12 protein-coding genes are annotated in these 13,571 nt (G+C 70.1%); 7 read left to right on the top strand and 5 right to left on the bottom strand.

The genetic code is table 11. The annotated features are described in order from the left end of the window. Positions 1-64 precede the first annotated feature (64 nt). Positions 65-739: a DNA repair protein RadC gene (radC, locus tag Q7W82_RS00865; RefSeq protein WP_242161535.1), complete on the bottom strand. Its 675-nt coding sequence runs from the start codon at positions 737-739 to the stop codon at positions 65-67. 96 nt (positions 740-835) lie between these two features. Between radC and coaBC the strand changes: the two genes are divergently transcribed. From coaBC to Q7W82_RS00850, 3 genes are read left to right on the top strand one after another with little or no spacing between them, the layout of a single operon-like run. Next, positions 836-2,125: a bifunctional phosphopantothenoylcysteine decarboxylase/phosphopantothenate--cysteine ligase CoaBC gene (gene coaBC, locus Q7W82_RS00860; protein WP_242161537.1), complete on the top strand. Its 1,290-nt coding sequence runs from the start codon at positions 836-838 to the stop codon at positions 2,123-2,125. After that, positions 2,122-2,592, top strand: coding sequence for a dUTP diphosphatase (dut, locus tag Q7W82_RS00855; RefSeq protein ID WP_017907877.1), 471 nt, complete (start codon positions 2,122-2,124; stop codon positions 2,590-2,592). Before coaBC ends, dut begins: the two co-directional genes overlap by 4 nt. Positions 2,593-2,607: 15 nt before the next feature. Further along, a complete protein-coding gene (locus tag Q7W82_RS00850) occupies positions 2,608-4,944 on the top strand; it encodes a phosphomannomutase/phosphoglucomutase (RefSeq protein WP_242161539.1) in 2,337 nt (778 codons plus the stop codon). Positions 4,945-4,993: 49 nt separating this feature from the next. On the opposite strand, the gene Q7W82_RS00845 is transcribed toward Q7W82_RS00850, so the two are convergent. Beyond that, entirely contained in the window at positions 4,994-5,665 is a 672-nt protein-coding gene (locus Q7W82_RS00845) for a hypothetical protein (RefSeq protein WP_242161541.1), read from the bottom strand. An 18-nt stretch (positions 5,666-5,683) separates the two neighbouring features. Then, a complete protein-coding gene (pyrE, locus tag Q7W82_RS00840) occupies positions 5,684-6,343 on the bottom strand; it encodes an orotate phosphoribosyltransferase (RefSeq protein WP_242161543.1) in 660 nt (219 codons plus the stop codon). 128 nt (positions 6,344-6,471) lie between these two features. Here pyrE and Q7W82_RS00835 point away from each other — a divergent pair, with 128 nt between their 5' ends. The 3 genes from Q7W82_RS00835 to Q7W82_RS00825 all read left to right on the top strand — a co-directional run bounded on the left by Q7W82_RS00835 (position 6,472) and on the right by Q7W82_RS00825 (position 8,881). Continuing rightward, entirely contained in the window at positions 6,472-7,272 is an 801-nt protein-coding gene (locus Q7W82_RS00835) for an exodeoxyribonuclease III (RefSeq protein ID WP_242161545.1), read from the top strand. Then, positions 7,269-8,588 carry an MFS transporter gene (locus tag Q7W82_RS00830; protein ID WP_242161548.1) on the top strand — a complete coding sequence of 440 codons (1,320 nt, stop codon included), beginning with the start codon at positions 7,269-7,271 and terminating at the stop codon, positions 8,586-8,588. Before Q7W82_RS00835 ends, Q7W82_RS00830 begins: the two co-directional genes overlap by 4 nt. 65 nt (positions 8,589-8,653) lie before the next feature. Next, positions 8,654-8,881, top strand: a complete 228-nt coding sequence (locus tag Q7W82_RS00825; protein ID WP_026143529.1) for a hypothetical protein — start codon at positions 8,654-8,656, stop codon at positions 8,879-8,881. A gap of 21 nt (positions 8,882-8,902) precedes the next feature. Here Q7W82_RS00825 and Q7W82_RS00820 read toward each other — a convergent pair whose 3' ends face one another. Both Q7W82_RS00820 and Q7W82_RS00815 read right to left on the bottom strand, forming a co-directional pair. Beyond that, positions 8,903-10,033 (bottom strand): anhydro-N-acetylmuramic acid kinase, encoded by a 1,131-nt coding sequence (locus Q7W82_RS00820; protein ID WP_242161550.1) that lies wholly within the window; start codon positions 10,031-10,033, stop codon positions 8,903-8,905. Positions 10,034-10,122: 89 nt separating this feature from the next. Beyond that, positions 10,123-11,577 (bottom strand): peptidoglycan DD-metalloendopeptidase family protein, encoded by a 1,455-nt coding sequence (locus Q7W82_RS00815; RefSeq protein ID WP_242161552.1) that lies wholly within the window; start codon positions 11,575-11,577, stop codon positions 10,123-10,125. Between the two features lie 168 nt (positions 11,578-11,745). On the opposite strand from Q7W82_RS00815, the gene tyrS reads away from it, so the two are divergent. After that, positions 11,746-12,957, top strand: coding sequence for a tyrosine--tRNA ligase (gene tyrS / locus Q7W82_RS00810; protein ID WP_242161554.1), 1,212 nt, complete (start codon positions 11,746-11,748; stop codon positions 12,955-12,957). Positions 12,958-13,571 lie beyond the last annotated feature (614 nt).

Raw genomic sequence — 13,571 nt, 5'->3', positions numbered from 1 at the left:
CGTGGCCGCCGTTGGCCCGCCGGGCGCGCGTGCCAGGCCGGCAAGGCCTGCCCCGCGCCGCGGCTCAGGCCCAGCCGCGCGATGCCATCGAGACCGGCACGCCGTCGCCCACGATGAAATGGTCGAGCAGGCGCACGTCGATCAGGTCCAGCGCCTGTTTGAGCCGGTGGGTGACCGCGCGGTCGGCGGGCGAGGGTTCCGGGTTTCCGGACGGGTGGTTGTGGCCGATGATCACCGCCGCGGCATTGAGCATGAGCGCACGCCGCACCACCTCGCGCGGGTGCACCTCGGCGCCGTCCAGGGTGCCCTGGAACAGCTCCTCGAAAGCCAGCCAGCGGTGCCGGGTGTCCAGGAACAGCGCGGCGAACACCTCGTAGGGCCGCGACCGCAGGCGTTGCGCGAAGTAGCGGCCGGCGCTGACCGGGTTGCTGAGGGTGTCGCCACGCTGCAGTTCCGCGGCCAGGTGGCGCTGGCCCAGTTCCAGCGCCGCCGACAGCTGGCAGGCGCGCGCCGGCCCCAGCCCGGGCAGGCGCACCAGGTCGCCGGGCGTTCGGTCCAGCAGCGTGCGCAACGGCCCGTGCCGCTGCAGCAGGTCGCGCGAGGTGCGCACCGCGTCGCTGCCGGGCAGGCCGGAGCCGAGAAAGATCGCCAGCAGTTCGGCGTCGGAAAGGGCCCGGGGGCCGCGTGCCAGCAGCTTTTCCCGGGGACGTTCTTCGCAGGGCCAGTCGGAGATGTGCATATCGCCAGGGTGCCGGCCGACATGGCGCAACGGTATCAGGCCGCCAAAAACCATCGGGTAAGCTAATCGTCCTTGTATGGGTAGGACATTCCCGACGTGACCCCGATTTTCGAGAGGCCCCTGCAGGGGCGACGTGTGCTGTTGTGCGTCGGCGGGGGAATCGCCGCCTACAAGGCGCTGGAACTGGTGCGGCGCCTGCGCGACGCCGGCGCCGAGGTGCAGGTGGCGATGACCGCCGGCGCGCAGCAGTTCGTTACCCCGCTGAGCTTCCAGGCGCTGTCGGGTCATCTCACCCGCACCACGCTGTGGGACAGCGGGGCCGAGCAGGCGATGGGCCACCTGGAACTGGCCCGCTGGGCCGAACAGATCGTGGTGGCGCCGGCCACCGCCGACCTGCTGGCGCGCCTGGCGCACGGGCTGGCCGACGACCTGGTGGGCACGCTGTGCCTGGCCAGCACCGCGCCGCTGACCGTGTGCCCGGCCATGAACCACCGCATGTGGCTGCATCCGGCCACCCAGGCCAACATCGCCACCCTGCGCCAGCGCGGCGCGCAGGTGGTCGGCCCGAACGACGGCCCGCTGGCCGAAGGCGAGTCCGGCCCCGGCCGCCTGGCCGAACCCGAGCAGATCGTCGCCGCGCTCGCTGGGCGCACCGACCAGGGCGCCGCGTCGGTTGCCCCGCCCGCCGCCAACGCCAACGTCGCCATCCCGTCGCGGTCTGGCACGGGCGCTGGCACTGGCGCCTTGCGCGGCCTGCGCATGGTGATCAGCGCCGGCCCCACCTACGAAGACCTGGATCCGGTGCGCTACCTGGGCAACCGCAGCAGCGGCAAGATGGGCTACGCCCTGGCCGCCGCCGCCGCCCGGCAGGGCGCCGAGGTGGTGCTGGTCAGCGGGCCGGTGCATTTGTCTACACCCGACGGCGTGCAGCGCATCGACGTGCGCTCGGCCGCGCAGATGCGCGAAGCGGTGCTCGGCGCGCTGCCGGCGGACATCTACATCGGCACCGCCGCGGTCGCCGATTACACGCCAAAACAAGTGGCGGCGCAGAAGATCAAGAAGAGCGGCGAGACCCTGACCCTGGAGTTGACCCGCACCCCGGACATCCTGGCCGAGGTCGCCGCGCAGACCCAGGCGCTGAAGCTGGTGGTCGGCTTCGCCGCCGAGACCCACGACATCGAGCGCTATGCCCGTGGCAAACTCGCCGACAAGCACCTGGACCTGATCGTGGCCAACCGGGTGGGGGTGGCCGGCAACGGCTTCGAGAGCGACCAGAACGCGGCCACCGCCTATTGGCAGGATGGCGAACGCGACTTCCCGGCGGTCTCCAAGACGCAGCTGGCCGAACAACTGCTGGACCTGATCGCGCAGAGGCTGCACGCATGAGCACTCCCACGCCCTATCCGCTGCAGGTGAAACTGCTGGATCCGCGCTTCGGCGACAGCTGGCCGCTGCCCGACTACGCCACCGAAGCCAGCGCCGGGCTCGACCTGCGCGCGGCCACCGAGGCGCCGCTGACCCTGGCGCCGGGCGACACCGCGCTGATCCCCAGTGGCCTGTCCATCTACATCGCCGATCCGCAGCTGTGCGCGGTGGTGCTGCCGCGCTCGGGCCTGGGCCACCGTCACGGCATCGTGTTGGGCAACGGTACCGGCCTGATCGATGCCGACTACCAGGGGCCGTTGCTGATCAGCGTCTGGAACCGCGGCCGCGAGGACTTCACCATCGCCCCCGGCGATCGCATCGCGCAGTTAGTGGTGATGCCGGTCGTGCGCGTCGCCCTGCAGGTGGTGGATACTTTTGCCGACAGCGCCAGGGGAACGGGTGGATTCGGCCATACCGGAGTGCGCTGACAGGGGATCGTCTGCATGAGCGAGGCAACACAAGCGCGGCCGGTGCCGCAGGGTTTGCGCAAGGTGGCGCCTCTGCTGACGGTGCTGCTGGTGCTGTTGGTGGTCTGGTTCGGCTGGAGCGGGGTCGAGCAATGGCGGGCCGAGCAGGCCGCCGCCACGCTGGAGCAGGCACGCGATGCCGCGGTCATGCAGACCCAGCAGGCGCTGGCCGGCGCGGGCAAGCGCCTGTCCGAGCGCCTGCAGCAGCCGGCCGTGCAGGCGGCCCTGAGCCGCGGCGATGCCGCGGCCGCCGCGCAGGCGCTGCGTGCGGACTGGGCGCAGGCCGAGGACGCGCTGGTGCTGCCCGCCGACCTGGAGCCGGGCTATGCCGATACGGCGCGCTTCGGCTACGGCCGCCTGGCGCTGCTGGAAAAGGCCCTGCTGACCGGCAAGCTGGCCAGCGCGGTGATCCGCGACGGCGGCGGCCCGCGGCTGGGCCTGGCCGCGCCGGCGTCGCTGGGCGGCAGCGCCGGGGTGGTCTACCTGCGCCTGCCGCTGGCGCTGCTGACCGATCCGGTCGCGCAGGCATCGGTGCCGGGCACCGGCTACCTGGCCCTGCGCCAGGGCGGCTATGACGTGATCGCCGCCGGCGACAATGCGCTGCACGATCGCGCCGACGCGCTGTCGCGGCCGGTCGGCGACAGCGGCCTGCGCATGGTCGCCTCGCTGCCGGATACCGAAGCCGGTCCGCTTGGGCTGGGCGCGCTGCCCTGCCTGCTGGTCGCCGGCCTGTGCGCGGTGCTCGGCGCACTGCTGTTGCTGGCCGCGCGTGGGCGCCTGCCGCAGCCGCGGGCGCGCCGCGCCGGCGCGGCGGCCACCGAAGAACACACCCTGCAGCAGAGCCTGCAACGCCAGGAGCCGCCGCCGCCGCCGCCGCCCGCCGCCGAGGAGGCCGCGCCGGCCAAGCCGGTGCCGGCGTTCACGGTGGCGCCGGAGATCTTCCGCGCCTACGACATCCGCGGCGTGGTCGGCCGCGACCTCAGCCCGCAGGTCGCGGCACTGATCGGCCAGGCGATCGGCGCGGTGATGCAGGAACAGGGACTCAACGAGGTGGTGGTCGGCCGCGATGGCCGCCTGTCCGGGCCGGAGCTGTCGGCGGCGCTGATCGAAGGCCTGCGCCGCGCCGGCTGCCATGTCACCGACATCGGCCTGGCGCCGACCCCGGTGGTGTACTTCGCCGCCTATCACCTGCGCGCCGGCAGCTGCGTGGCGGTCACCGGCAGCCACAACCCGGCCGACTACAACGGCTTCAAGATCGTGATCGGCGGCGAGACCCTGTCCGGCGCCGCCATCGCCGACCTGCACGCGCGGATCAGCACCGGCTGCCTGCCCACTGCCGAGGAACCGGGCCGGCTGCAGCAGCGCGCCGTCGGCGACGACTACATCCAGCGCATCGCCGACGACGTGCAGCTGGACCGCCCGCTCAAGGTCGTGGCCGATGCCGGCAACGGCGTCGGCGGCGAACTGGCGCCGCGGCTGCTGGAGGCGATCGGCGCCGAGGTGGTGCCGCTGTACTGCGACGTCGACGGCACCTTCCCCAACCACCATCCCGACCCCAGCGAGCCGCGCAACCTGGAGGACCTGGTGCAGACCGTGCGGCGCTTCGACGCCGACCTGGGCGTGGCCTTCGACGGCGACGCCGACCGCCTCGGCGTGGTCACCAAGGACGGCACGGTGATCTATCCGGACCGCCTGCTGATGCTGTTCGCCGCCGACGTGCTGCAACGCAATCCCGGCGCGCTGGTGATCTACGACGTCAAGTGCACCGGCAAGCTGTCCGACTACGTGCTGCGCAACGGCGGCAGCCCGCTGGTCTGGAAGACCGGGCATTCGCTGATCAAGGCAAAGATGCGCGAGACCGACGCCGAGCTGGCCGGCGAGATGAGCGGCCACTTCTTCTTCAAGGAGCGCTGGTACGGGTTCGACGACGGCCTGTACGCGGCGGCGCGATTGCTGGAGATCCTGGCCCAGCGCGAGGAAGCGCCGTCGGAAGTGCTGGCCGAGTTGCCCGACAGCGTGGCCACGCCGGAGATCAAGCTGCCGGTGGACGGGCAGGATGCGCACGCGCTGGTCGCCGACCTGGCCGCCCGGGCGCAGCAGGACGGCTCGCCGTTCGCCGGTGCGCGGCTGCTGACCATCGACGGCCTGCGCGCCGATTTCCCCGACGGCTGGGGCCTGGTGCGCGCCTCCAACACCACGCCGGTGCTGGTGCTGCGCTTCGAGGCCGACAACGCGGCGGCGCTGGAGCGGATCAAGGCACTGTTCCGCGCCCAGCTGCAGGCGGTGCTGCCGGGGCTGACGCCGACGTTCTGAGGGGGCTTCGCGCGCCCGGCCTGGTCCGGGCGCCGGACCGTACGGCGGCTCAGCCGCCGGCGGTGGTCGCGGCCGCTGCCGGGCCGACGCCGCGGGCCGCGCGATAGCGCTGCAGCACGTCCTCGATTTCCTGATCCAGGCCGAGCCGCTGCTGCTCGAAGTTCTTCTGCATGCGCAATTGCCACAGCAGGGCGCGGTGCCGCTGCTGCACCTCGTCGGCGGTCTTGGCCGGCACGCTCTGCCCGGTCAGCTCGCGCGTGCCGGCGCCGGACAGCAGGCCGATCAGGCCCTGGCGCAGGCTCTCCACGTTGTAGCGCGCGGTCTGGATGTTGTTGTCGACGATGCCGATGCGCTCGGCGAACACCCGGCGCAGTTCGTCCTCGGTCTGGTACGACAGCAGCATCGCCTGGTCGGTGCGCTTGCGCGTTTCCAGCGCCGCCTGGTCGGCGCGCTGCTGCGCGGCATCGGCCGCGGCCGCGGCGCGCTCCTCGGCGTTCAGCGCGCGTCCGACCTCGGCGCTGCGCATGCCGCTGGTGACGTTGAACTCGTCGCGGGCCTGGTTCACCGCTTCCGGCGGCAGCGCATCGCTGCAGGTGCGTTGTCCGCCCTGGTTCCAGCAATACAGCTTCTTGGACGGTGCCGGTGCCTGCTGCGCGGCGGCCGGCAAGGCCAGCAGCGCCAGCACGGCCGGCAGGACGCGATTGCGTGGTCGGATCGGCATCGTGGCAGCCCCCTGCTGTCAGCCAGACGAAGCGCAACCGTAGCGGACCCGGTAGGCCAGCAGCGGTTCGCGGAAGCCGACAAGGTCTGCGTTTCCGTCGATGAATGCAAGCAGGTCGCCCAGATGCGCGACCGAGACCACAGGAACGCCGGCTTCGGCGGCCACCGCCTGCGCCGCCGAGCGGCGGTCGTCCTCGGCCGCGATCTCCTGGCGGTCCAGCGCGACCAGGATCGCGGCCGGCGCGCCGCCGGCGGCGCGGATGATGCCCAGCGCCTCGCGGATCGCGGTGCCGGCGGTGATCACGTCGTCCACGATCAGCACCCGGCGGCCGGCCAGCGGCGCGCCGATCAGGCTGCCGCCTTCGCCGTGCGCCTTGGCTTCCTTGCGGTTGAACGCCAGCGGCAGGTCGCGCCCGCGCCGCGCGTACTCGCAGGCCACCGCCGTGGCCAGCGGAATGCCCTTGTAGGCCGGGCCGAACAACAGGTCGAAGTCGAGCCCGGCGGCGTCGGCCGCATCGGCATAGCACGCCGCCAGCCGCGCCATGCTGGCACCGGAGTCGAAACGTCCGGCGTTGAAGAAGTACGGACTGAGGCGCCCGGACTTCAGCGTGAACTCGCCGAAGCGCAGCGCCTCCACGTCCAGGGCCAGTTGCAGGAAACGTTGCCGGTAGTCGGTCATTGGAGCGCCGGGAATGGGGAAACGGGAATAGGGAACCGATAAAGCGTACCCCAGCAGGACCGCGAAGACGGAACAACCGCTATGCTTTTCACCATTCCCTAGTCCCCTTTCCCCATTCCCGGCTCTCCATGCGCATCATCAGCTTCAACGCCAACGGCCTGCGATCGGCCGCCACCAAGGGCTTTTTCGAGTGGTTCGCCACGCAACAGGCGGATGTGCTGTGCGTGCAGGAGACCAAGGCGCAGGAGCATCAGCTGGCCGGGCCGGCGTTCCTGCCGGACGGTTACCGGGTCTGGTTCCGCGACGCCAGCACCAAGAAGGGCTACAGCGGCGTGGCCATCTACAGCAAGCGCGAGCCGGACGAGGTGCGGACCGCGCTGGGCTGGCCGGAGTTCGACGAGGAAGGCCGCTACATCGAGGCGCGCTTCGGCAACCTGAGCGTGGTGTCCTTCTACATCCCCTCCGGGTCCTCCGGCGAGCTGCGCCAGGGCTACAAGTTCCAGGTCATGGACTGGCTGCGGCCGATCCTGGTGGAGTGGCTGCACAGCGGCCGCGACTACGTGCTGTGCGGCGACTGGAACATCGTGCGCTCGGCGCTGGACATCAAGAACTGGAAGTCGAACCAGAAGAACTCCGGCTGCCTGCCGGCCGAGCGCGACTGGCTCAACGGCCTGTGCGCCGACCGTGCCGAGGAGGCCGACCCGGCCAGCGGCCGCGGCTGGGTAGATGCCTACCGCGCGCTGCATCCGGAGGGCCAGGACTACACCTGGTGGAGCAACCGCGGCGCGGCGCGCGCCAACGACGTCGGTTGGCGCATCGACTATCAGTTCGTCACCCCGACCCTGCGCGAGCGCCTGCAAGGCTGTTCCATCTACACCGCGCAGCGCTTCTCCGACCATGCGCCGTTCACGGTGGACTACCGCGAATGAGCGGTGGCACCTCCGCGGCGCCGGTGTCGTACAAGGGCTGGGCCGGGATCAAGCGCGCCTTCGCCACGCCGTCGGCGGCGACCATGGCGCTGCTGGGCTTCGGCAGCGGGCTGCCGTTCCTGCTGATCGCCTCGCAGACTCTGTCCACGCGCCTGCGCGACGTCGGCCTGGACCTGGGCAGCATCGGCCTGATCAGCCTGGCCAGCTTCTTCTACCTGCTCAAGTTCCTGTGGGCGCCGCTGCTGGACCGCTACCGCTTCCCGCTGCTCGGCTTCCTCGGCCGGCGCCGCTCGTGGCTGCTGGTCGCGCAGCTGGGCGTGGCCATCGGCCTGGTGGCGCTGGCGTTCACCCGCCCGGAGTTGAGCGTGGGCACGCTGGTGCTGTGGGTGCTGATCGCCTCCTTCGCCGGCGCCACCCAGGACTCGGTGGTGGATGCCTACCGCATCGAGATCGCGCCGCCGTCGGCGCAGGCCGCGCTCGCCGCGACCTACACCTTCGGTTATCGCATCGGCCTGATCCTGTCCGGCGCCGGCGCGCTGTACCTGGCGCAGTTCGGCAACTGGACATTGGCCTACCTGGTCATGGCCGGGCTGATGCTGCTGCCGATCGTCACCACCCTGGTGTGCCGCGAGCCGGAGGTGCCGGCGGCGACGGTGGTGCGCAGGATCGACGTGGTCGGCGCGTTCTGGCAGCCGATTTCCAGCTTCTTCTCCAGCAACGGCCTGGCGCTGGGGCTGGCGCTGTTGCTGTTCGTGGGCCTGTTCAAGTTCCCCGACCAGGTGATCGGGGTGATGTCCGGTCCGTTCTACCTGGACTCGGGCTTCGACAAGGCCGACATCGCCAACGTCTCCAAGCTGTTCGGGGTGTGGATGGGCATCGCCGGGGCCTTCGTCGGCGGCCTGGCGGTGGCCGCCTTCGGCTTTCGGCGCATGCTGCTCGTCGCCGCGTTGGGCGTGGCGCTGTCCAACCTGGCGTTCCTGCTGATGGCGCACAACCCCGGCCAGCTCTGGTCGTTCTACGCCGCGCTCAGCGCCGACAACCTGTTCCAGGGCTTCGCCGGCACCGTGCTGGTCGCCTTCATGTCCTCGCTGACCGATCGCAACTTCACCGCCACCCAGTACGCGCTGCTGGTGTCGCTGGCCAATCTGCCGGGCAAGTTCGTCGGGGGTGTCTCCGGCTACATCGTCGAAGCCACCTCCTACAGCACCTTCTTCGTGCTTAGCGCCTTCACCGTGATCCCGACCCTGCTGTTGCTGGCCTGGCTGTGGCCGCGGATCCGCGAACAGACGCCACAGGCGGTGTCGTCCCGCGATTGAAAGGGCGTCCCCAGGCAGGGATGATGGGCAGCGGCGCACGGGTGCGCCGCCGCCCGGGAGTCCGCATGAGCGACCTTGTGTTGCGCGATATCGACCCGTTCCTGCTCGAACGCATCCGCCGCATCGCCGTTGCGCGCGGCTGGACCCAGCGCCAGGCGGTGCTGGCGCTGATCGAGCAGGGCCTGTTCTCCAGCGAGCACGACGTGCGCAGCGGCTTCGAGCACCGCGAAGTGGATGCGCTGTCGGAGGCGATCGCGGCCTTGCGCGCGCTGCCGGCCGGCAGCGGCTTCTGACCTTCTCGCTGGCGTGGTTGCTCAGGCGGGATGGATCGCGCCGAGAATGCGCGGCCCGCGCGCGCCGCTGACCGACGGCAGGTTGCCCGGCAGCCCGGCCAGGGTCTGTCGCGCCAGCCAGGCAAAGCCCATCGCTTCGATGTAGTCCGGGTCCAGGCCCTGCGCCTGGGTGGATTGCACCTGCACGCCCGGCAGGCGCGCCTGCAGCCGCGCTAGCAATACCGGGTTGTGCACGCCGCCGCCGCACACCAGCAATTGCCGGGTCGCCGGCTGCTGCGCCAGCAGTGCATCGGCGATCGTCGCCACGGTCAGCTCCAGCAGCGTCGCCTGCACCGCGGCCGGCGCCGGCGCCGGTGTTTCCAGGCAGGCCTCCAGCCAGCGCAGGTGGAACTGCTCGCGCCCGGTGCTCTTGGGCGGCGGCAGCGCGAACCAGGCATCGGCCAGCAGGCGCTGCAGCAGGTCGGCGTCGACCGCGCCGCTGGCGGCGAACGCGCCGCCGGCATCGTAGGGCTGGCCCTGATGGCGCTGGCACCAGGCATCGAGCAGTGCGTTGGCCGGGCCGGTGTCGAAGCCGCGCACGGCGCCGCGCGCCGGCAGCAGGGTCAGGTTGCCGATGCCGCCGAGGTTGAGCACGGCCCGGTCCTCGTGCGCCGCCCCCAGCATCGCCGCATGGAAGGCCGGCATCAGTGGCGCGCCATGGCCGCCGGCGGCGACGTCGCGGCGGCGGAAATCGCAGACCGTGGCGATGCCGGTCAGTTCGGCGATGCGGTTGCCGTCGCCGAGCTGCCAGGTGAAGGCGGGATCGGCCAGCGGGCGGTGGCGCACGGTCTGCCCGTGCGAACCGATCGCGCGGACCGCGGCCGGCGCGACGCCGGCGTCCTCGAGCAGGCGCAGGGCCGCCTCGGCGAAGGCGATCGCGACCTCGGCATCGAGCCGCCCCAGTGCGTCCAGCGAGGTGATGTCGCCGCCTTCGCCCAGGGCGATCAGCGCCGCGCGCTGCTGCGGTGCCCAGGCGTAGGTACGGCCCAGCTGCAGGTGCGGGCGTCCATCGTGGCCGAAGCGCACCAGCGCGGCATCGATGCCGTCGGCGCTGGTGCCGGACATCAGGCCCAGGAACAGGGCGTCGTCGGGAACGGCGGAGGGCGAGGACATGCAAGGCACCAGGCGGCGGTCGGCGCCGCAGCGTGGGCCAGGTGCCGCCGCCCGTCAATGCGCGGCGCGGCGGAACCGGACGCCGGTGCTCAGCCGGCGTCGTGCGAGGCGGCGGCCTTGGACGAGGCGACGACCTTCTTCTTCTTCGCCGCCGGCTCGTCGGCATCGGCGTAGATCAGCTTCTCCACGCGCTGGATGCGCGCCAGCGCCGGCGAGGTCTGGGCGCGGAACGCGGCCAGCTCGGCGCCCGCCAGCGGGGTCGGCGGCGGCATCGTCACCGAGGCCGGATTGCGCTGCACCCCGTCCACGCGGAATTCGTAGTGCAGGTGCGGCCCGGTGGCCATGCCGGTCATGCCGACATAGCCGATCACCGTGCCCTGGTTGATGCGCTGGCCGGCCTTGATCCCGCCGAAGCGCGACATGTGCCCGTACAGCGTGCTGTAGCCCTTGCCGTGGTCCAGGATCACCACGTTGCCGTAGCCGCGCTGGGTGCCGACGAACTGCACCCGCGCATCGCCGGCGGCCATGATCGGGGTGCCGGTCGGCGCGGCGTAGTCGATGCCCTTGTGCATGCGCATGGTGCCCAGCACCGGGTGCTTGCGCGCGCCGAAGGTGGAGCTGATGCGGCTGTAGGACACCGGCATGCGGATGAAGCTCTTCTTCAGCGGCCGCCCGGTCACGTCGAAATACTCGGCCGGCTTGCCGCCGCGCTCGAAGCGGAAGCCGCTGTAGGTCTTGCCGCGGGTGGTGAAGGTCGCCGCCAGGATCTTGCTGGTGTCGATACGCTCGCCTTCGCGCCAGGTCTCGTCCATGACCACGCTGAAGCGGTCGCCCGGCTGCAGGTCCTTGTCGAAGTCGATGTCGTACTTGAAGATCTCGTCGGTCATCGTCGCGATCGCCGACGGCGACAGCCCGGCCTTGCGCGCGGCCACGTACAGCGAGCTGGTGATCTCGCCGCTGGTGACCACGGTGCGCGTGCTGGTCTCGCGCTCGATCACCTTTTCCTTGATGTCGTCGTCGAGCAGCGACAGTTCCACCCGGTGGGTGGCATCGCGGTCGAAGCGCAGGGCGCGCAGGTCGCCCGTCGTCGCCAGGTCGAAGCCGATTTCCGCGCCCGGGCGCAGCTTGGTCAGCGCGTCGTGGGTGCCCGGATGGTCCAGCACCCGCTGCATCACCGTGGCGGGGATGCCGAGCTGCTCGAACACCGAGCCCAGGGTCTGCCCGGATTGGATCCGCACCACCTGCCAGTTGTCGGTGATCGCGGCCTGCTGTTGCTGCGCCAGCGAAATCGGCGGCAACGGCAGCGCCAGCGTCGCCTGCGTGGTCTGCAGCGGCACGTCGATGGCGTTGGAAAAGCCGGGAACGATGGTGGCGACCATCGCGCCGATGGTGGCGAACAGGCTGGCGTGGATCCAGTGGCGGCGCGTCCAGCGTCCGGCGGGAAGGTGTTCCTTCAACTTGCGATGCAGCGCAGTGTCGTGGAGAACATGAAGGCGTTGCTGGAAGCGCTGCCGGCGCGCGCGTTCCTGATCACTGTTGGGCATCAAGGCTTCCTCACGAGCCCGAAGCGCGAGCTCAAAACTCGGCTACCATAAACATGGTTCCACAGCGCGTCAAACCATTGAGCCGGCTCGGATTTTCACCTGACTGCATGGTTAACTCGCTCTTAACGCCATTCACGTTGCTTGACGCCATTCGCCGGAGTTCCTGTTTTGTCCACGATCGAAGAGTCCCTTGCCCTGATCGGCCGCGGTGCCGATGAAATCCTCAAGCGTGAAGAACTGGAGGCCCGCCTGCGCAGCGGCCGCCCGCTGCGGGTCAAGGCCGGCTTCGATCCCACGGCGCCGGATCTGCACATCGGCCACACCGTGCTGTTGAACAAGATGCGCCAGTTCCAGGACCTGGGACACCAGGTGATCTTCCTGATCGGCGACTTCACCGGGATGATCGGCGACCCGACCGGCAAGAACGTCACCCGCAAGCCGCTGACCCGCGAGGACGTGCTGGCCAATGCGCGCACCTACGAGGAGCAGGTGTTCAAGGTGCTGGACCGGGAACGCACCGAGGTGCGCTTCAACTCCGAGTGGTTCGGGCAGATGAGCGCGGCCGACATGATCCGCCTGGCCGGCCAGCACACCGTCGCGCGCATGCTCGAGCGCGACGATTTCGCCAAGCGCTATGCCGCGCAGCAGTCCATCGCGATCCATGAGTTCCTGTACCCGCTGGTGCAGGGCTACGACTCGGTGGCGCTGAAGGCCGACGTCGAACTGGGCGGCACCGACCAGAAGTTCAACCTGCTGATGGGCCGCGGCCTGCAGGAGCACTACGGGCAGCCGGCGCAGATCGTGCTGACGATGCCGCTGCTCGAAGGCCTGGACGGGGTCAACAAGATGTCCAAGTCGCTGGGCAACTACATCGGCATCAGCGAGCCGGCGATCGACATCGTCACCAAGACCATGAAGATCGGCGACGAGCTGATGTGGCGCTGGATCGAACTGTTGTCCTTCGAGATCGGCATGAGCGAGGCGCAGGCGCTGCGGCAGCAGGTGCAGGCCGGCGGGCTGCACCCGCGCGAAGTGAAGCTGCGCCTGGCCCGCGAACTCACCACCCGCTTCCACGATGCGGCTGCCGCCGAGCAGGCCATCGTCGGCTGGCATGCGGTGGTGACCGGGCAGGGCGACACCAGTGCCTTGCCGCTGCAGCAGGTCGCCGTGCCGGCGGAGGGGCTGCGGATCGCCGCGCTGCTGACCGCCGCAGGCCTGACCGCCAGCAATTCCGAGGCCACCCGCAAGCTGAAGGAGCGGGCGGTGCGCGTGGCCGGCGACGTGGTGGAGGATCCCCGGCAGAGCTTCGCCCCTGGTTTCGAGGGCGTCCTGCAGGTCGGCAAGCGCACCTTTGCCCGGGTGCAACTCGTCGAAGCGTGAGATCGGCTGCCCGGTCCCGGCGAGGAGCCGGGTGTGGGGGCGGTCGGCAGGGCCTGCAACGCTCTATATAGAGAGTCGCGCCACGCGAGCAGTGCCAAGCAGTGCGGAGCGGCGTAAAGGCAGGGTCGGCGGGGCTGGCAGGACCTCCGCGACGGGAGAGTGAAAAAAGTTTTCACGCCCTCTTCCCAAGCGGGCGATTTGGGGCCATACTTTCCCTCCCCTGACGCAACGCCTTCACGGCAACGCGGCAAGGGCGTCAAAACCTCTTCAAAAAGGTGTTGACGAAGTGAAAAAGTCGGCTAATATGGCCGGCTCGCTTCGAGGAAAAGCCTACGGGTTTGGACGAAGAAGCAGCGTCAACCACCTGATCAAAAAGGTGTTGACGGCAAGAAAAAAGCCGCTATGATGGGCGGCTCGGTTCGACGAAAAGCCCTCGGGTTTGAAGACGAACCAGCGTCAACCGCCTCGAAATGAGGTGTTGACGGAAACAAAAAGTCCGCTATAATGGGCGGCTCACTCGGACGGAAACGTCGGGGCGAAAAAGGGAAAGGCGCTGAGGCCGGCCCCGAAGTTCTTTGACAGTGTGCGCAGGTAACTTGTGAGGACGCCTGCAG

Origin of the sequence: Xanthomonas indica, assembly GCF_040529045.1 — a bacterium.
GTDB classification, from domain to species: domain Bacteria; phylum Pseudomonadota; class Gammaproteobacteria; order Xanthomonadales; family Xanthomonadaceae; genus Xanthomonas_A; species Xanthomonas_A indica.
Note: the sequence above shows the minus strand (reverse complement) of the source record. Positions and strands in the feature narration are given on the sequence as shown.